This is a genomic window from Mesorhizobium sp. M1423 (assembly GCF_040317575.1).
In the GTDB taxonomy this organism is placed as follows: Bacteria; Pseudomonadota; Alphaproteobacteria; order Rhizobiales; family Rhizobiaceae; genus Mesorhizobium.
Genome location: NZ_JAMYKU010000006.1, coordinates 1 through 17862 on the forward strand (window position 1 = coordinate 1; position 17862 = coordinate 17862).

Below are 17862 nucleotides of genomic sequence, written 5' to 3' on the forward strand. Positions count from 1 at the left end.
TCTCGACGACTGGTTCGACCACGTCGGCGGCATGAGCAACCGACCCAAGCGCCAGAACGGAAACTGCGCCGAGAAGAAGAGATTTCGTAAATTTTCTGCTGATCATTGCCCTGCCTCTAGTGAACCCTGCATCTACGTAGCATCGGCTCATTGTGGCGGCTGTAACAAAAGAGCCACAGAAAGAGCACATTGCATCAAACGGGCACCAGATGCGGGAAAAATCCGCTGTAGACCGTGAAAATTGCCTGTGAACAAGCAAGCCGCCGACGGCATCGGCGACTCATCCGGAAAAAACGGTTGGAAATCAGGCCGCGAGAACGGCCTTTGATTCGACCAGCTCGTAACCGAGTGCTTCGGCCACTGCGCGATTCGTGATCTTGCCCTTGTGGACGTTCAGCCCGTTGCGCAGATGGTGGTCGTCTACCAGCGCCTTGAGGCCCTTGTCGGCGAGCTGCAGGCCATAGTGCAGCGTCGCATTGTTGAGCGCGTGGGCCGATGTGACCGGCACCGCACCCGGCATGTTGGCGACGCAATAGTGGATGACGCCGTCGACCGCATAGGTCGGCTCGGCATGGGTGGTGGCGTGCGAGGTCTCGAAGCAGCCGCCCTGGTCGATGGCGACGTCGACCAGCACGGCGCCTTTCTTCATGCCCGAGAGCATTTCGCGCGTCACCAGCTTGGGCGCGGCTGCCCCCGGGATCAGCACGGCGCCGACGACGATGTCAGCCGAAAAACATTCTTCCTCCAGCGCCTCGACGGTCGAGTAGCGGGTGTGGACGCGGCCGCCAAAGATATCGTCGAGCTGACGCAGGCGCGGGATCGAGCGGTCGATGATGGTGACGTCGGCGCCAAGCCCGGCAGCCATCCGTGCAGCATGCAGGCCGACGACGCCGCCACCGAGCACAGTGACCTTGCCGGGCAGCACGCCGGGCACGCCGCCAAGCAGCACACCGCGGCCGCCATTGGCCTTTTGCAGCGCCGTGGCCCCCGCCTGGATCGACAGGCGGCCGGCAACTTCCGACATCGGTGCCAAGAGCGGCAGGCCGCCGCGCTCGTCGGTGACGGTCTCGTAAGCTATTGCGGTGACGCCGGAGGCCAGCAGGCCCTTGGTCTGCTCCGGATCCGGGGCGAGATGCAGATAGGTGTAGAGGATCTGGCCGTCGCGGAGCTGAACCCATTCGTTGGGCTGCGGCTCCTTGACCTTCACGATCATGTCCGACTTGGCAAACACGTCGGCGGCCGTCTTGGCGATCGTGGCGCCGGCGGCGCGGTACGCGTTGTCGTCGGCTCCGATGCCGGCGCCGGCGCCGGTCTCGATCAGCACTTCATGGCCATGCGCGACATATTCGCGGACCGAGCCCGGTGTCAGGCCGACGCGGTATTCATGGTTCTTGATTTCCCGGGGGCAACCGACGCGCATCTTTTTTCTCCTGATCCGGCCCTTTTAGGGCCTGTTCCCTGTCTAGAGATAGTGAACCACGAATCGTTCGGTAAGTGTTTGCGAATGCGCTTGCCTACGAGACTACTGTTCGATAATCGTTGCGCGAAACAGTAGAATTATCGCAGGAACCCGCAAAAATGCCGCTCGACAGGATTGATATCGCCATTCTCGAGACATTGCAGAAGGATGGGCGGATACCCAATGCAGCGCTCGCCGAAAAGGTCGGCCTGTCGCAGTCGGCCTGTTCGCGGCGGCTGGACAATCTGGAGAAATCCGGAACCATCCGCGGCTATCACGCCCGGCTGTCCAACGCTGCACTTGGGCACCAGATGACGGCGATCGTGCATATATCGCTGTCCGGGCAGTTCGAGAAAACGTTGTCGGATTTCGAAGCGGCGATAAAGCGCTGCCCGAACGTCCTGTCCTGCCATCTGATGTCGGGCGAGTATGATTACATCTTGCGCATCGCGGCGAAGGATCTCGTCGACTACGAACGCATCCACAAGGAGTGGCTTTCGGCAATGCCGCATGTGACGAAGATCAATTCGTCCTTTGCCTTGCGCGAAATCGTCGATCGCACGGCCGTTGGAATGAAGCCTGAGCTAGCCTAGGCCCCGAACTCGCCTAGGCCCCAAACTCGCCTAAACGTTGAATGACTCGGTCACCACACGGTCCATCGGAATATCGTGCGGCTGCGGGTAGATGGTCACGATGCGCTGCAACTCGTAGCCGACGCCGACGACCAGCGGCTTGAACGGCATCGCGGCAAGCGTGCGATCGAAGAAGCCGCCGCCATAGCCCAGGCGAAAATGTCCGGGATCGATGCCGACGATCGGCGAAATGACGATGTCGGGCAGTACCGGATCGCCCTCGGCCGGTATCGGGATATTCCAGACGCCCTTCTCCAGCCGGTCTCCGTGGGTATAGGCGCGAAAGATAAGCGGCCGGTCTTTCTCCACGACAACGGGCAGCGCCGTGCGGCCACCTCGCGCGTTAACGGTTTCCATCCACGGGCGCAGGTCCGGCTCGCCGCGAAACGGCCAGTAGAGGCTGACCATGCGCCCGGCGATGTCGCCGATCACCGCATCGAGACCATCGGCAATGCGCTGCGACATGGCTGTGCGCATGTCGGCGGAAACGGCAAGGCGGGATGCGATCAACCGCTCGCGCTCGGCCCTGCGCCAGCGCCTGACATCGGTCCATTCGGACAGCGGCGCTTGGAACTCCGGATCGAGCTCGTGCATAAAACAAGGCGGCGAGGCGTACTGCCCCGAGCCTTCATCTTCATCCTTAGCCATGATTCACCTGCAATATACTGTTCCGACCAAGTCCTATCCGGGACGTAGGCTATATCCGGGAATGAGTCTGCAGCATGCGTATTCACGACATCAGGCGACGAGTCCCAGGCAGGTGCAGCGCAGGCATTGCTGCACTGCACAAGGATACTTACATCAGCCTTGGCGAGAGGGATGAGTGAGATGAACACAGCCAACCATCACGTCGTCGTCGTAGGCGCCGGATTCGGCGGCCTCGAATTCACCCGCGCACTTACCGGCGCGCCGGTGCGCATCACCATGATCGATAGGCGCAATCATCACCTCTTTCAGCCGCTACTCTACCAAGTGGCGACGACGGCGCTGGCAACCTCCGAAGTCGCCTGGCCGATCCGCCATCTCCTGCGCAAACGCAAGGACGTGACGACGCTGCTTGCGACCGTGACTGGCATCGACCGCACCGGCAAGCGCGTGCTGCTGCAGGATGGCGGAGCGGTCGCCTACGACACGCTGCTGCTGGCCACCGGTGCGCGGCACGCCTATTTCGGCCATGACGAATGGGAGCCGTTCGCGCCGGGCCTGAAGACGCTGGAGGACGCCACCACCATCCGACGGCGTATTCTTTTGGCTTTCGAGCAGGCCGAGCGGGAAACCGATCCCGCCAAGCGCCAGGCACTGCTGACGCTGGCGATCGTCGGCGGCGGGCCGACCGGCGTGGAATTGGCCGGCACGATTGCCGAACTGGCGCATGACACGATGCGCGGCGAGTTCCGCAACATCGACACGCGCGAGACGCGTGTGGTGTTGATTGAGGCCGGCGACCGCGTTCTTGCCAATTTCGCGCCGGAGCTCTCCGATTATGCAATGAAGGCGCTCGAACGACTCGGCGTGACCGTCGAACTCGGCCGGGCGGTTACGCGCTGCGATGCTGAGGGTGTCGTCTTCGGCGACAGGCATTTGCCGGCCAGGACAATTCTTTGGGCGGCGGGCGTCGCCGCTTCGCCGGCCGCCGAATGGCTCGGCGCGGCAGCGGACCGCGCGGGCAGGGTGCTTGTCGAGCCCGACCTCACTGTGCCGGGAAACCCGGAGATTTTCGTCATCGGTGACGCAGCACACGTCCTGCGGCCGGATGGCCGGCTGGTGCCGGGCGTCGCGCCCGCAGCCAAGCAGCAGGGACGGCACGTCGCCGCGACGATCAAGGCCAGGCTCGCCGGCGACACAACGGTACGTCCGTTCCACTACAGGCATGACGGCGATTTGGCGACGATCGGCAAGCGCGCCGCGGCCATCGATTTCGGCTGGATCAAGCTCACCGGCCGGCTTGCCTGGTGGCTATGGGGCTTGGCGCATATCTACTTCCTGATCGGCTTCCGTAACCGGCTTGCGGTTTCCCTGAGCTGGCTATGGATCTACTTCACCGGTCAGCGCAGCGCTCGGCTGATCACCCAGGGCGACGACGACAAGGGCTGATTGTTCGCTGCCGGACATTCATCAGCGCGTCACCTCCTCTTGATGGAATCGACTTCTGGACTCGGCTGGATTTCGGCGCGAAGCTTTGCTTCGGGCAGGACTTGTCACGTCGTGGAAGAAAGAGAAACGAATGTCCCAATTGCGCCACCTCGTCTCACGCCGCGATTTCCTCGCCGGCGTCGCCGCCGGCGGAGCGATGATCATGCTGCACCCGTTCTCCGCCCGGGCTCAAGCCAATCAGGCGCATCTGAGGATTATGGAGACGACCGACATCCACGTGAATGTGCTGCCTTACGATTACTACGCCGACATACCTAACAACACGATGGGGCTGTCGCGAACGGCATCATTGATTGAAGCCGTGCGCAAGGAAGCAACCAACGCGATGCTGATCGATAATGGCGACCTTCTGCAAGGCAACCCGATGGGCGACTACATCGCCTACGAGAGGGGCATGAAGGACGGCGATCTGCATCCGGTGATGAAGGGCATGAACCTGCTCGGCTACGAATGCTCGACGCTCGGCAATCACGAATTCAACTACGGCCTGTCGTTCATGGACAAGGTGCTGGCCGGTGCCAATTTCCCGTTCGTCTGCGCGAATTTGATCCGCGGCACGGAGCTTGCCGCGAACCCGCGCGACGACAAGCTTTATCTCAAACCCTACGTCATCCTCGACAGGAAGATCAAAGACGGGTCGGGCGCCGAGCAGCCGATCAGGATCGGCATCATCGGCTTCGTGCCGCCGCAGATCATGGTCTGGGATCTGAAAAATCTCGAGGGCAGCGTCAAGACGCGCGACATCGTCGAGGCGGCCAAGGCGTGGGTGCCGCAGATGAAGGAAGAAGGCGCCGACATCATCATTGCGCTCTCCCATTCTGGCATCGACGTGAAGCAAGGCGACATGATGGAGAATGCCTCCTTCTTCGTTGCCGGCGTCGAAGGTATCGATGCTGTGTTCACCGGCCACCAGCATCTGGTCTTCCCTGGCAAGAAGGACTTTCAGTCGCTGGAAGCCGTCGATACGGCGAAAGGCACGTTGCAAGGTAAGCCCGCCGTCATGGCCGGCTTCTGGGGCTCGCATATGGGGCTGATCGATCTGTTGCTGGAGCGCGACGGATCGACATGGAAAATCGTCTCGGCGACCTCTGAGGCCAGGCCTATCTTTGAGCGGGTCGACAAGACGAACAAGCCGATCGTCGCTGACGACCAGCGCATCGTCGACGCGCTCAAACAGGACCACGAGGCGACGCTTGCCTATGTGCGTCGGCCGGTCGGCAAAACCTCGGCGCCGCTCTATTCCTATTTTGCGCTGGTCGCCGACGATCCATCGGTGCAGATCGTCAGCCAGGCGCAGACCTGGTACTTGAAGGACATCCTGAAGAACACCGAGTGGAAGGATATGCCGCTGCTGTCAGCGGCGGCACCGTTCAAGGCGGGCGGGCGCAACGGCGCAGACTATTACACCGACGTTCCGGTGGGCGATATCGCCATAAAGAACGTCGCCGACCTCTATCTCTATCCAAACACGGTGCGCGCCGTCGAAATCACGGGGGCAGAGGTGAAGGAATGGCTGGAAATGTCGGCCGGCATCTTCAACCGGATCGAGCCGGGCAAAGCTGACCAGGCGCTCATCAACACCGACTTCCCGTCTTATAATTTCGACGTGATCGACGGCGTCACCTACCGGATCGACCTGTCGCAGCCACCGAAATATGATTCGAAGGGCGGGCTGGTGAACGCCGGCTCGAACCGCATCATTGACTTGATGTTCGACGGCAAACCAATTGATCCCATGCGGAAATTCGTCGTCGCAACCAACAACTACCGGGCCGGCGGCGGCGGCAATTTCCCGGAGATCAATGCCTCGAAGATCATCTACGAAGCGCCCGACACCAACCGCGACGTGATCGTGCGCTATATCGTCAGCAAAGGCACCATCAACCCGTCGGCGGATGCCAACTGGTCGTTTGCGCCGCTGCCGGAAACCAGCGTCGTGTTCGAGACCGGCGCCAAGGCGAGAGAATTTATTGCGCAAGTGAAGTCGCTGAAGATCGAGCCGGCGGGCGAGGGCGAAGCGGGGTTTTCCAAATACCGCATCACTCTTTGAGGCGAGGATTTGAGCGTCGGCTCGAAACTGTCTCAGCGTTAAGATACTGTCCCGATACGGCTGATCCGTTTGAGGCAGGCAGCCTCTTCAGGCAGGTGGTGCGAAACGCCGCTTGACGGCAGGCATGACCAGATCCAGCGCATCCGTCGAAATCCCACCGGAATAATCGTCCGGCAGTTGGTCGATCGAGGCGGGGTCGTCGAGGCCTTGTGAAAAGCCGCCGCCGGAATAGGGACCGAGCAGGTAGACGCGGCTGCCGACGCTGTCCATACGGTCGAGAAAACGGGCGGGCCAGCCCCACATCCACTTTGCGACATTGACGGGGATGAGCAAGATGCCCTGGCGGCAGGCATCCGGAACGTAGCCACTCCAGCCGAGCGCAGCATAGCGAAGAATGCAGCGCGTCAGGGACGCGCGGCTCTGTGTGTGCATGTCCGGCAACGCTGCCTTCACTGCTTCTATAGGCCTGTCGCCGCCATAGACCGTCAGATTGGCGCGCTCGGCCGGCGTCAATGTGGCGAGCCAGGCGGCCAGCATCTCGCCTTCCTTGGGATCGTTGCTTTTGATGTTGATATTAAAACGCCGGTTCGGGAAGCGCTGCAAGACTTCATCCAGCGACGGCATCATGCCGACACCCTTGCCGCGAAACGGAAAGGTCTTGCCGCCATCGGCAGTGTAGCCATAACCGATATCGAGCGTCTTCAATTCGGACATCGCATGGCGGCGCGTTTCTCCCTTGCCGTTGGTGCGACAATCCAGCGTCCAATCGTGGAAGACGGCGAACTTGCCGTCCGTAGTGGGATGGACATCGAGTTCGAGCGCGTCCGCACCGAGCGCGAAGGCGGCTTCCATCGAGGGTATCGTGTTTTCGAGGAAGGAATGGCGCGGCGTCAGCATGCGATCGGCCGTGCATGTTTCCGATCCGAGGTTCGTACGGTCGAAATCCTGAGCCAGGCCGCGATGGGCAAGCACCGAAGGGGTGACGGCCGGCCGGCTCGACAGCAGCGAAGTGTTGTTGAGCCAGATGCCGCCTGCAGCGACAAGAACTGCAATGAGGGAGATCGTCCGTTTTCGCATGGTATGATTCCTGAAGCGGTCGTCGAAGCCGAGCGGGGTTATCTTTCCAAGCCGCCTGCAGCGGTAGCGCCAGTTTGGCCAGCAAGCATCGCAGCAGACAGACCAAAGACCGTTAAAATTCGGGGAGGGTCCCAGCAGGGCCGGAATCACTATGGTTGCAACCACCCATATGCGCTAGTTTTAGCCATGCGTTATGTCATCATCATCACGACCGTCACCTTCTTCCTGATCTGGGACGGCATTTACAACCAAGGCCGCTACCTCGACAGGACCATCAGGGAGGTGACCCGCGTCGTGCACTATGTAACCAGTATGGTGTAGTTTCTCTTCTTCGCCACGGTTCGCCGACGCGACATCCTGCCGATTGACGGCACGCTCCCGCTGACACAAAAGAACGCCGGTCCAACGGTCGAGGAGGCTGGGTTGATCCGGCATATCGTTTTCTTCAGCGCGCGTCGTAAAGTGGACGTCGAGGCAGTGCGTACGGGTCTGCTGGCGCTCGGCAAGATACCCCACTCGCGCCGTTTCGAGGTGACGCTCAACACCAAGGTCGACCCGCTCTCGGATGAAATCGATGTGGTCGTCTACGCCGAGTTCGAAGACGAGGCAGCGCTCGCCGCCTACAAGGCGCATCCGCTCTATGCAGAGACCACCAGCCGGGTAAAACCGCTGCGCGAATTGCGTTATTCGGCCGATATAGTGGCAAGTTGACCGCCCTAAGGCAGATTTCACGTCGCGGAGCGGGGCCGCGCCGCAGCCCGATTCATTCCGTCTGAGCCGCGGAGGTCTCGGTCGGATCGACGCCCGGCCGCTTTGGCGCGTTCCAGATCAGCACGGCGATAACTGCTATCGCAATAACGGCCAGGGCAATGAAAAGGTCTCTTCCCTGGCAATGAGCTAGGATGATTTTTGACGGCGGCAAGTCGGCTCCTCGCGGCCGGGCACTGCGATCGCCGCCGAGGTGCCGGCTAAGCCCTTGAACCATTTTCAGGAATGAGGCACACCGCGCGGGACATGACCGAGAACACCCCCGCAAGCCCTCATCCGCTCGATCACCTGGTGTTGCCGACCGCGAGCCTCGATGTTGCGCGGGCGCGCTTGACCTTGCTCGGCTTTACCGTTGCGCCGACGGGTATCCATCCCTTCGGAACGGAAAACTGTTGTGTCTTCCTCACCGACGGTACCTATCTCGAGCCGCTCGCGGTCGCCGACCGACAGGCCGTGGCAACGGCGATCGCGAACCGCAATGTCTTTGTCGCGCGGGATCACACCTATCGCGAAAGAAACGGTGATGAAGGATTTTCTGCCGTGGTGCTGGGCACCGAAAGCGCCGCCGCGGACCACGCGCGCTTCATCGAAGCCGGACTGTCGGCGGGAGACATGCTCAGCTTTTCGCGCGCCTTCGCTGATGCGACAGGAAAGAGCGACACCGCATCATTCAAGCTTGCCTTCGCGGCTCTAGGCAAGGCAACGGACGCTTTTCTCTTCGCCTGCGAACGGATCAATGCGCCGAAGGTCGACCGCACCGCTTTGCAGGCCCACGCTAATGGCGCAACCGGCATTGTCGAAGTCGTGGCAGTCAGCCGCGAACCTTCCGAACAAGGCCATGTGATTTCGATCGCAGCCGGGATGGAGGCGCAGAGCGGCACTGTCTATAAGCTGCCGAATGCCGCTGTGACCGTTCTGGATCCTGCAGCCTTTGCGGCACGCTTCGGCATTCCCGCCGGTGCGCCGTCTGAACTCCGCTTTGCTGGGATCGTCTTTTCGATTAGGCACTGCGACACCGTCGCAAAGCTGCTTGCAGCCAATTCCGTCGAACACGACATACGCGGCGGTGATATCATCGTGTCGCCGGCGCCAGGGCAGGGCGCGGCCTTCATTTTCCGGGAGATCGCATGAACAAGCTCAATCCTCTGATGCCAAATTCTTCCGTTGCGATCGGAAAGGTCATTTTCGGCAACAGCGCGCCCCTATCGCTGATCGCCGGTCCATGCCAGCTGGAATCGCGGCAGCACGCTTTCGACATGGCCGGTGCGCTGAAGGAATTGACCGAACGGCTCGGCATCGGGCTCGTCTACAAGACCAGCTACGACAAGGCCAATCGCACCTCGCTTGGCGGCACGCGCGGTGCGGGACTTGAAGCGGCAATGCCGATCTTCGACGATTTGCGCAAGAATTTTTCGCTGCCGATCCTGACCGACGTCCACACTGAGGAACAATGCGCGATCGTCGCGCCGCATGTCGACATTCTGCAGATTCCTGCCTTCCTCAGCCGGCAGACCGATTTGCTGATTGCTGCGGCAAGAACCGGCAAGGTGGTCAATGTAAAGAAGGGCCAATTCCTCGCGCCATGGGACATGAAGAACGTCGTCGCCAAGATCACCGGCTCCGGCAACGCCAATGTCTTGGTGACCGAGCGCGGCGCATCCTTTGGTTACAACACCTTGGTGTCCGACATGAGGGCGCTGCCGATCATGGCCGAGATCGGCGCGCCGGTCATTTTCGATGCCACTCATTCGGTGCAGCAGCCGGGCGGGCAGGGCGGTTCGTCTGGGGGCGACCGGCGCTTTGTCGAGACGCTGGCGCGCGCGGCTGTCGCGGTTGGCGTCGCCGGCGTCTTCATCGAGACGCACCAGGACCCCGACAACGCGCCTTCCGACGGCCCCAACATGGTGCCGCTAAAGGATCTTCCCGCATTGCTTGAACGGCTGATGGCGTTCGATCGCATCGCCAAGAGCGTGGGTTGAACCAGCAGTTGCGCCACAGCAGCGTCGCCAAGAAAACTTTGAAGAATTTCGAACCTGTCTGGAACCTTAGCCCGCGGCCCTCATTGTCAAAATCTAATGTCAACGACGACGAGGAGCACACCATGACGACCCAGACGGGACACACCGAAGCCATTGCCGCTTCGCGGGTTATCGGCACATCGGTCTACAACACGGAAGGCACTCATATCGGCGACATCGAGGACGTCATGCTCGACAAATTGTCGAACGGAATCATGTTCGCCGTGATCGGTTTTGGCGGATTTCTCGGCATTGGCGAGAAATACCACGCCATTCCGTGGGCGAGCCTTGATTATGATGAGAACAGGGGTGGCTATGTCGTGCCGTTCACCAAAGACCAGCTGATGGCCGCTCCTTCCTACTCGATCAACGAGCTGACCGGCGCCGACGGCGAGGCTGCACGTGACGCCTCATACAACTACTACAAGGTCGAGCCTTACTGGCACTGACTAAGTCTCCTGGAATCAAAAAGGCCCCCGGGAAATCGGGGGCCTTTCGATGTGGCGGGATGCTACTGCGCAATTTGCAGGGCCGGCAAAGGCGACGATCCCTGCGGGGGTTGCTGATTGTCGCACGACGTCAGGAACGCAGCCGCAATCAGGAACAAACTCACAATACCGCTCAACTGGGACATGGCGAAACTCCTCCTGTTTCGCCCCGCGCGACAACAGCCATAAACCAGAAACCGGCATGCCGCGCATGACAAATGATGACAGCGCTTTGTGCTTCGTGAATCCCAAGAGCGGCAATGGGCGCACGGGCAATATTTGCAAGTGCCCCGATTGCGTTTTGCAGCGCTTTGGCTAAGAGGTGCGCGACGCTTCAATCGATCAATCGGGGACATCGCAATGACGGCCATCATCGACATTGTCGGGCGTGAAATCCTGGACAGCCGCGGAAATCCGACCGTCGAGGTCGACGTCGTGCTCGAAGACGGCTCAATGGGCCGCGCCGCGGTGCCGTCCGGCGCATCGACCGGCGCGCATGAGGCGGTCGAACTGCGCGACGGCGGCCCCCGCTATCTCGGCAAGGGCGTGCTCAGGGCGGTTGAGGCAGTGAACGGCGAGCTGTTCGAGGCGATCGGCGGCATGGAGGCCGAGAATCAGATCCACATCGACCTAACCATGATCGAGCTCGATGGTACGCCCAACAAGAGCCGGCTCGGCGCCAATGCCATTCTCGGTGTGTCGCTGGCCGTGGCCAAGGCCGCGGCCGAAGCGGCCGGCCTGCCGCTCTACCGTTATGTCGGCGGCACCAAGGCGCATGTGCTGCCGGTGCCGATGATGAACATCATCAACGGCGGTGCGCATGCCGACAACCCGATCGATTTCCAGGAATTCATGATTCTGCCGATCGGCGCGCCGACGCTGCGCGATGGCGTGCGCTGGGGCTCGGAGATATTCCACACGCTGCGGAAGAGGCTGAAGGATGCCGGCCATAACACCAATGTCGGCGACGAGGGCGGCTTTGCCCCCAACCTGAAAAGCGCGCCGGCCGCGCTCGACTTCATCATGGAATCGATCGAGAAGGCCGGCTTCAGGCCAGGCGAGGAGGTCGCACTCGGACTCGACTGCGCGGCGACCGAGTTCTTCAAGGACGGCAACTACGTCTATGAAGGCGAGAAGAAGACCCGCGACCCGAAGGCGCAAGCCAAATATCTGGCCAAGCTCGCTGCCGACTACCCGATCATCACCATCGAGGACGGCCTGGCCGAGGACGACTGGGACGGCTGGAAAATGCTGACCGACCTCATCGGCAAGCAAACGCAGCTGGTTGGCGACGATCTGTTCGTCACCAACACGGCGCGGTTGCGCGACGGCATCCGCATGGGTGTCGCCAATTCGATCCTGGTCAAGGTCAACCAGATCGGCTCGCTTACCGAAACGCTCGACGCCGTCGAGACCGCGCACAAGGCCGGCTATACCGCGGTGATGTCGCACCGCTCGGGCGAGACCGAGGATTCGACCATCGCCGACCTCGCCGTTGCCACCAATTGCGGGCAGATCAAGACTGGCTCGCTGTCACGCTCGGACCGCATGGCCAAGTACAACCAGCTCATCCGCATCGAAGAGGAGCTCGGCAAGCAGGCGCGGTATGCCGGCAAGTCGATCGTTAAAAGCTGATTTTCGACAGAAAATCCGAGCGAGCGAGGGCGGGGACATTCCCGCCCTTTTGCTTTCAGGGCTCCGAATCCAGCAATCCGTAACCGTCCATTAAGCACAATCGGGCGACAAAGGCGGCGCAGAGGATTCGGACCATGTGGACACGCCAGCACAAGCAAAGAAACACCGGCCGGCTGATCATCCCCTCGCTCTGCGTGGTGTTCCTGACCTATTTCGGCTTCCATGCCTATCATGGCGAGTTCGGCATCTATTCCAAGTATCGGCTCGAAGCCGAGACTGTCGAATTGCAGGGCAGGCTTGATGCCGTCAAGGCACGCCGGATCGACCTGGAGCGCCGCGTCCAGCTGATGCATGAGGGCACGCTCGAGAAGGACATGCTGGACGAGCAGGCGCGCAAGGCGCTCAATCTGTCCCATGCCGACGAGATCACCATCATGCTGCCGGTCGCAAGATAACGCAATTTCAGTTAATCGGCGATATTTGCAATGATTTTAGGCGCTTAGATGCATGACAGCCATGCGTTTTCGGCATGGCGAAAGCCTTCCCTGCATGTTAGCCTGCCTCAAATCGGTGGGAGAACTGATCTCCCTCGCTGTCCGCCAAGAGACGCCAACAGGGAGTGATGCATGGCCACCGCCGCCAGAAAAGCGCCTGCCAAATCCAAATCCGACGGCAAAACGATGGGCCTTTCCACCCCAAAGCCTGTTGAATTCACCAAAGACCAGGAGCTTGCCGCCTACCGGCACATGCTGCTCATCCGCCGCTTCGAGGAAAAGGCCGGCCAGCTTTACGGCATGGGCTTCATCGGCGGTTTCTGCCATCTCTACATCGGCCAGGAGGCGGTCGTTACCGGCATGAAGATGGCGCTGATCGATGGCGACCAGATGATCACCGCCTATCGCGACCATGGCCATATGCTGGCCATGGAGTTGTCGCCGCGCGGCGTCATGGCCGAACTGACCGGGCGCCGTAGCGGCCTGTCGAGAGGCAAGGGCGGCTCCATGCACATGTTCTCCAAGGAGAAGCATTTTTACGGCGGCCACGGCATCGTCGGCGCGCAAGTGTCGCTCGGCACCGGCATTGCCTTCGCCAACCGCTATCGCGGCAACAACAATATGACGCTGACCTATTTCGGCGATGGCGCCGCGAATCAGGGCCAGGTCTACGAAAGCTTCAATATGGCCTCGCTATGGAAGCTTCCGGTGGTCTACATCATCGAGAACAACCGCTACGCCATGGGCACCTCGGTCTCGCGCTCGTCGGCCGAGACGGATTTTTCGCATCGCGGCGCCTCCTTCAAGATTCCAGGCATCCAGGTCGACGGCATGGATGTGCGCGCCGTCAAGGCCGCCGGCGACCTCGCCGCCGAATGGTGCCGCGCCGGCAACGGGCCGCTCATTCTCGAAATGCAGACCTACCGCTACCGCGGCCATTCGATGTCGGATCCAGCAAAATACCGCTCCAAGGAAGAAGTGCAGAAAATGCGCTCCGAACGTGACCCGATCGAACAGGTCAAGGCACGGTTGCTCGACAAGAAATGGGCAAGCGAGGACGAGCTCAAGGCCATCGACAAGGAAGTCCGCGACGTTGTCGCCGACGCTGCAGAATTTGCCCAGAACGACGCGGAGCCGGATCCGTCCGAGCTCTGGACCGATATCGTACTTTAACGAGAGGGCAAGGACATGCCGATCGAAATTCTCATGCCCGCCCTCTCGCCGACCATGGAAGAGGGTAATGTTTCCAAGTGGTTGAAGAAAGAAGGCGACAAAGTCGCAGCCGGTGACGCCATTGCCGAGATCGAAACCGACAAGGCAACGATGGAAGTCGAAGCCGTCGATGAAGGCACACTTGCCAAGATCGTGGTTCCTGCCGGCACCGAAGGCGTCAAGGTCAACACGCTGATCGCTGTGCTGGCCCTCGATGGCGAAGACATCGACGAGGCGGGCGAAGGCATTGGCGAGGAGGCTGTCGAGTCGCAAGCGGCAGCGCCCGCGGCTGCTCCGGCCCCCGCGGCTGCTCCGGCCCCCGCTGCTGCTCCGGCCAAGAGCGAAGCGGCAACACCTGTTGCCGCCGCGCCCAAGCTGGAAATTGCCGCCGATCCGGACATCCCGGCCGGCACCGAAATGGTCTCGACCACGGTGCGTGAAGCGTTGCGCGACGCAATGGCGGAGGAAATGCGCCGCGACGGCGACGTCTTCGTCATGGGCGAGGAAGTCGCCGAGTACCAGGGCGCCTACAAGATCACACAAGGCCTGTTGCAGGAATTCGGTCCGAGACGCGTGGTCGACACGCCGATCACCGAGCACGGCTTTGCCGGCGTTGGTGTTGGCGCGGCGATGGCCGGCCTGAAGCCGATCGTCGAATTCATGACCTTCAACTTCGCCATGCAGGCGATCGACCAGATCATCAATTCAGCCGCCAAGACGCTCTACATGTCCGGCGGCCAGATGGGCGCCCCGATCGTCTTTCGCGGCCCGAACGGCGCTGCTGCCCGCGTCGCCGCGCAGCATTCGCAGTGCTATGCCGCCTGGTACAGCCATATTCCTGGATTGAAGGTGGTGATGCCTTATACCGCCGCCGACGCCAAGGGTCTGCTCAAGGCGGCGATCCGCGATCCGAACCCGGTCATCTTCCTCGAAAACGAAATCCTTTACGGCCACTCCTTCGACGTGCCGAAGATGGACGATTTCGTGTTGCCGATCGGCAAGGCGCGCATTCACAAATCCGGCAAGGACGTGACCATCGTCTCGTTCGGCATCGGCATGACCTACGCGATCAAGGCGGAGGCGGAGTTGCGCGGCATGGGCATCGATGCCGAGATCATCGACTTGCGCACTATCCGCCCGCTCGACTTCGACACGATCATCGCCTCGGTCAAAAAGACCAATCGCCTGGTGGTGGTCGAGGAAGGCTTTCCGCAGAACTCGGTCGGCGACCATATCGCCAATCAGGTCTCACAGCGCGCCTTCGATTTCCTCGACGCACCGGTCATTACCATTGCCGGCAAGGACGTGCCGATGCCCTATGCGGCGAACCTCGAAAAGCTGGCGCTGCCCAATGTCGGCGAGGTCGTCGAGGCGGTCAAAGCCGTCACGTATCGCTGAGCAGGGCGGGAGGACAAAATGCCGATCAACATCACCATGCCGGCGCTGTCGCCCACGATGGAAGAGGGCAATCTTTCCAAGTGGTTGGTCAAGGAAGGCGACAAGGTTTCGCCGGGCGACGTGATTGCCGAAATCGAGACCGACAAGGCAACGATGGAAGTCGAAGCCGTCGACGAAGGCACGGTTGCCAAGCTGGTGGTTCCGGCCGGCACTGAAGGCGTCAAGGTCAATGCGCTGATCGCGGTGCTGGCGGCCGAGGGCGAGGATGCTGCTTCTGCCGCCAAAAGCGGTGATGGCGCTGCGCCGGCAAAGGCTGAGGCTCCGAAAGCGGACGCCTCCAAAGCTGAAACACCAAATCCCGAAGCGCCGAAGCAGGAGCCTGCCGCACCTGCACCTAAAGCGGAACCGGCGGCGGCCGCCAACGGCCATGCAAACGGTGAGCGCATCTTCGCCTCGCCGCTGGCCCGCCGCATCGCCAAGGAAGCCGGTGTCGATGTGTCGGCGGTGACGGGCTCCGGCCCGCATGGTCGCGTGGTCAGGGCCGATGTCGAGGCCGCAATTTCCAGTGGCGGCGCCAAGGCGGCACCAGCAGCAAAAGCAGCGCCCGCCGGTGCTCCGGCACCTGCGGCAGCAGCACCCAAGCCAATGTCCGACGAGCAGGTGCTCAAACTGTTTGCCGAAGGCTCCTACGAGCTGGTCCCCCACGACAATATGCGCAAGACAATTGCGCGGCGGCTGGTCGAGGCCAAGACCACCATCCCGCATTTCTATCTGACGCTCGACTGCGAGCTCGACGCACTTCTGGCCCTGCGCACGCAGATCAATGCGGCCGCCCCGGTGAAGAAGACCGAGAAGGGGGAAACGCCGGCCTATAAGCTTTCCGTCAATGACATGGTCATCAAGGCTCTGGCCATGGCGCTGATGGCGGTGCCGGATGCCAATGCGTCGTGGACAGAAAACGCCATGGTCAAGCACAAGCATGCCGATGTCGGTGTTGCAGTGTCGATCCCCGGCGGCTTGATCACGCCAATCATCCGGCGTGCCGACGAAAAGACGCTGTCCGTTATCTCCAACGAGATGAAGGATCTTGCCGGCCGCGCCCGCAGCCGCAAGCTGAAGCCGGAAGAATATCAGGGCGGCACCACGGCAGTGTCCAATCTCGGCATGTTCGGCATCAAGGATTTTTCTGCCGTCATCAACCCGCCGCATGCGACGATCCTGGCGGTCGGCGCCGGAGAGCAACGTGCGGTGGTCAAGAACGGCGAGATCAAGATCGCCACGATCATGTCGGTGACGTTGTCGACCGATCACCGCGCCGTCGACGGTGCGCTCGGCGCCGAGCTGCTCGTCGCCTTCAAACGCATGGTCGAAACCCCGATGGGCATGCTGGTCTAAGAGAAGGGAACAGGGCGGTGCGGAAATTCTTCACCAGCCTTTTTGCCTTCTTTCTTTCCGGTTTGGCCGGCGGATTGGTGGCGCAGTGGCTCGCCGTCGCAACCAATGCCGACGTAGAGTACATCCTTGTGTTCATGATTTCGGCTCTCGTCACCGTCCTCGTGACGGTCGCGTTCTTCATCGCACAATTCATGTCGGACCCACGAGGGGCAACAAAGCTGACGGCGACCATAGGGGTAGCGTTTTTTGTGCTCGTTGGAGTTTCCCTGATCGGCTGGACTTTCTCCCAGCCCCCAGGCAAGAGCCAATGGTCGGGCGATCTTCCCATAGTCGCGGGTCTCGTCCTGCCGGGCATCGCTACGGTGCTGGTCCAGTGGCTTTTCGTGCGCTGGCGATTGGCGCGCTCGCAACCAGGTTTCGGCGGGGCAGGCACATGAAGACGGTCCTCTGCTACGGCGATTCGCTTACTTGGGGCTATGACGCGGCAAACCTCGGCCGACATCCGCTGGAAGATCGCTGGCCGAGCGTGCTGCAGGCGGCATTGGGCAGCGGCGTCGAGGTCATCGCCGAAGGCCTGAATGGCCGAACCACCGCCTTCGACGATCACTTGGCCGGAGCGGACCGCAATGGCGCAAGGCTGTTGCCAACGATCCTGACGACTCATGCGCCGATCGATTTGATCGTCATCATGCTCGGCGCCAACGATATGAAGCCGTGGATTCACGGCAATCCGGTCGCGGCCAAACAAGGCGTGCAACGCCTGATCGATATTGTGCGCGGTCATGATTACCCGTTCGATTGGCCGGCGCCGCAGATCCTGATCGTCGCGCCGCCCGTAGTCAGCCGCACGGAAAACGCCGAGTTCAAGGAAATGTTCGCCGGCGGAGATGACGCGTCAAAGCGGCTGGCGCCGCAATATTCCGCCCTTGCCGACGAGGCCGGCTGCGGCTTCTTCAATGCGGGCACGGTGGCCGAAACGACGCCGCTGGACGGCGTCCACCTTGACGCGGAAAACACGCGGAGCATCGGGCAAGCGCTGGCGCCGCTCGTGCGCGTCATGCTGGAATTGTGAAGGAGAAAAG

19 protein-coding genes are annotated in these 17862 nt (G+C 61.3%); 15 read left to right on the forward strand and 4 right to left on the reverse strand.

Annotated features, from left to right (window positions below; translation table 11 throughout):
- Positions 1 to 304: 304 nt before the first annotated feature.
- Positions 305 to 1420 (reverse strand): alanine dehydrogenase, encoded by a 1116-nt coding sequence (gene ald / locus NKG95_RS09510; protein ID WP_353040538.1) that lies wholly within the window; start codon positions 1418 to 1420, stop codon positions 305 to 307.
- 158 nt (positions 1421 to 1578) lie between these two features.
- Between ald and NKG95_RS09515 the strand changes: the two genes are divergently transcribed.
- On the forward strand, positions 1579 to 2052 hold the full coding sequence (locus NKG95_RS09515) for an Lrp/AsnC family transcriptional regulator (RefSeq protein ID WP_023675099.1): 474 nt from the start codon (positions 1579 to 1581) through the stop codon (positions 2050 to 2052).
- Between the two features lie 30 nt (positions 2053 to 2082).
- Here the strand turns inward: NKG95_RS09515 and NKG95_RS09520 are convergent, their stop codons facing one another.
- Positions 2083 to 2739, reverse strand: coding sequence for a 5-formyltetrahydrofolate cyclo-ligase (locus tag NKG95_RS09520; RefSeq protein WP_023717552.1), 657 nt, complete (start codon positions 2737 to 2739; stop codon positions 2083 to 2085).
- Positions 2740 to 2919: 180 nt separating this feature from the next.
- On the opposite strand from NKG95_RS09520, the gene NKG95_RS09525 reads away from it, so the two are divergent.
- Positions 2920 to 4185 (forward strand): NAD(P)/FAD-dependent oxidoreductase, encoded by a 1266-nt coding sequence (locus NKG95_RS09525; RefSeq protein ID WP_353040539.1) that lies wholly within the window; start codon positions 2920 to 2922, stop codon positions 4183 to 4185.
- 130 nt (positions 4186 to 4315) lie between these two features.
- Positions 4316 to 6295: a bifunctional 2',3'-cyclic-nucleotide 2'-phosphodiesterase/3'-nucleotidase gene (locus tag NKG95_RS09530; protein WP_353040540.1), complete on the forward strand. Its 1980-nt coding sequence runs from the start codon at positions 4316 to 4318 to the stop codon at positions 6293 to 6295.
- A gap of 87 nt (positions 6296 to 6382) precedes the next feature.
- Here the strand turns inward: NKG95_RS09530 and NKG95_RS09535 are convergent, their stop codons facing one another.
- Positions 6383 to 7372 (reverse strand): glycerophosphodiester phosphodiesterase family protein, encoded by a 990-nt coding sequence (locus tag NKG95_RS09535; protein ID WP_353040541.1) that lies wholly within the window; start codon positions 7370 to 7372, stop codon positions 6383 to 6385.
- 186 nt (positions 7373 to 7558) lie between these two features.
- On the opposite strand from NKG95_RS09535, the gene NKG95_RS09540 reads away from it, so the two are divergent.
- From NKG95_RS09540 to NKG95_RS09560, 5 genes are all read left to right on the forward strand, one after another.
- On the forward strand, positions 7559 to 7693 hold the full coding sequence (locus NKG95_RS09540; RefSeq protein WP_023675095.1) for a hypothetical protein: 135 nt from the start codon (positions 7559 to 7561) through the stop codon (positions 7691 to 7693).
- 102 nt (positions 7694 to 7795) lie between these two features.
- Positions 7796 to 8083, forward strand: a complete 288-nt coding sequence (locus tag NKG95_RS09545; protein ID WP_023717556.1) for a Dabb family protein — start codon at positions 7796 to 7798, stop codon at positions 8081 to 8083.
- Between the two features lie 303 nt (positions 8084 to 8386).
- Complete coding sequence (locus tag NKG95_RS09550) at positions 8387 to 9271, forward strand: VOC family protein (RefSeq protein ID WP_023717557.1); 885 nt, start codon at positions 8387 to 8389, stop codon at positions 9269 to 9271.
- Entirely contained in the window at positions 9268 to 10119 is an 852-nt protein-coding gene (gene kdsA / locus NKG95_RS09555) for a 3-deoxy-8-phosphooctulonate synthase (RefSeq protein WP_031193559.1), read from the forward strand. The genes NKG95_RS09550 and kdsA overlap by 4 nt, the downstream gene beginning before the upstream one ends.
- A gap of 122 nt (positions 10120 to 10241) precedes the next feature.
- Positions 10242 to 10607: a PRC-barrel domain-containing protein gene (locus tag NKG95_RS09560; RefSeq protein ID WP_023717559.1), complete on the forward strand. Its 366-nt coding sequence runs from the start codon at positions 10242 to 10244 to the stop codon at positions 10605 to 10607.
- 62 nt (positions 10608 to 10669) lie between these two features.
- Here NKG95_RS09560 and NKG95_RS09565 read toward each other — a convergent pair whose 3' ends face one another.
- Positions 10670 to 10792 (reverse strand): hypothetical protein, encoded by a 123-nt coding sequence (locus NKG95_RS09565; protein ID WP_084642452.1) that lies wholly within the window; start codon positions 10790 to 10792, stop codon positions 10670 to 10672.
- Positions 10793 to 11006: 214 nt separating this feature from the next.
- Between NKG95_RS09565 and eno the strand changes: the two genes are divergently transcribed.
- From eno to NKG95_RS09600, 7 genes are all read left to right on the forward strand, one after another.
- Positions 11007 to 12281 carry a phosphopyruvate hydratase gene (gene eno, locus NKG95_RS09570; RefSeq protein WP_352718285.1) on the forward strand — a complete coding sequence of 425 codons (1275 nt, stop codon included), beginning with the start codon at positions 11007 to 11009 and terminating at the stop codon, positions 12279 to 12281.
- A 134-nt stretch (positions 12282 to 12415) separates the two neighbouring features.
- The gene (locus NKG95_RS09575) at positions 12416 to 12736 is read left to right on the forward strand and encodes an FtsB family cell division protein (RefSeq protein WP_023717561.1); all 321 of its coding nucleotides are present in this window, start codon (positions 12416 to 12418) and stop codon (positions 12734 to 12736) included.
- 171 nt (positions 12737 to 12907) lie between these two features.
- Positions 12908 to 13948 carry a pyruvate dehydrogenase (acetyl-transferring) E1 component subunit alpha gene (gene pdhA, locus NKG95_RS09580; protein ID WP_502895946.1) on the forward strand — a complete coding sequence of 347 codons (1041 nt, stop codon included), beginning with the start codon at positions 12908 to 12910 and terminating at the stop codon, positions 13946 to 13948.
- Positions 13949 to 13963: 15 nt separating this feature from the next.
- Positions 13964 to 15385, forward strand: coding sequence for a pyruvate dehydrogenase complex E1 component subunit beta (locus NKG95_RS09585; protein ID WP_352482537.1), 1422 nt, complete (start codon positions 13964 to 13966; stop codon positions 15383 to 15385).
- Between the two features lie 18 nt (positions 15386 to 15403).
- Positions 15404 to 16780, forward strand: coding sequence for a pyruvate dehydrogenase complex dihydrolipoamide acetyltransferase (locus tag NKG95_RS09590; protein ID WP_353040542.1), 1377 nt, complete (start codon positions 15404 to 15406; stop codon positions 16778 to 16780).
- A 17-nt stretch (positions 16781 to 16797) separates the two neighbouring features.
- A complete protein-coding gene (locus NKG95_RS09595) occupies positions 16798 to 17217 on the forward strand; it encodes a hypothetical protein (protein WP_353040543.1) in 420 nt (139 codons plus the stop codon).
- A complete protein-coding gene (locus NKG95_RS09600; protein ID WP_352858553.1) occupies positions 17214 to 17852 on the forward strand; it encodes an SGNH/GDSL hydrolase family protein in 639 nt (212 codons plus the stop codon). Before NKG95_RS09595 ends, NKG95_RS09600 begins: the two co-directional genes overlap by 4 nt.
- Positions 17853 to 17862 lie beyond the last annotated feature (10 nt).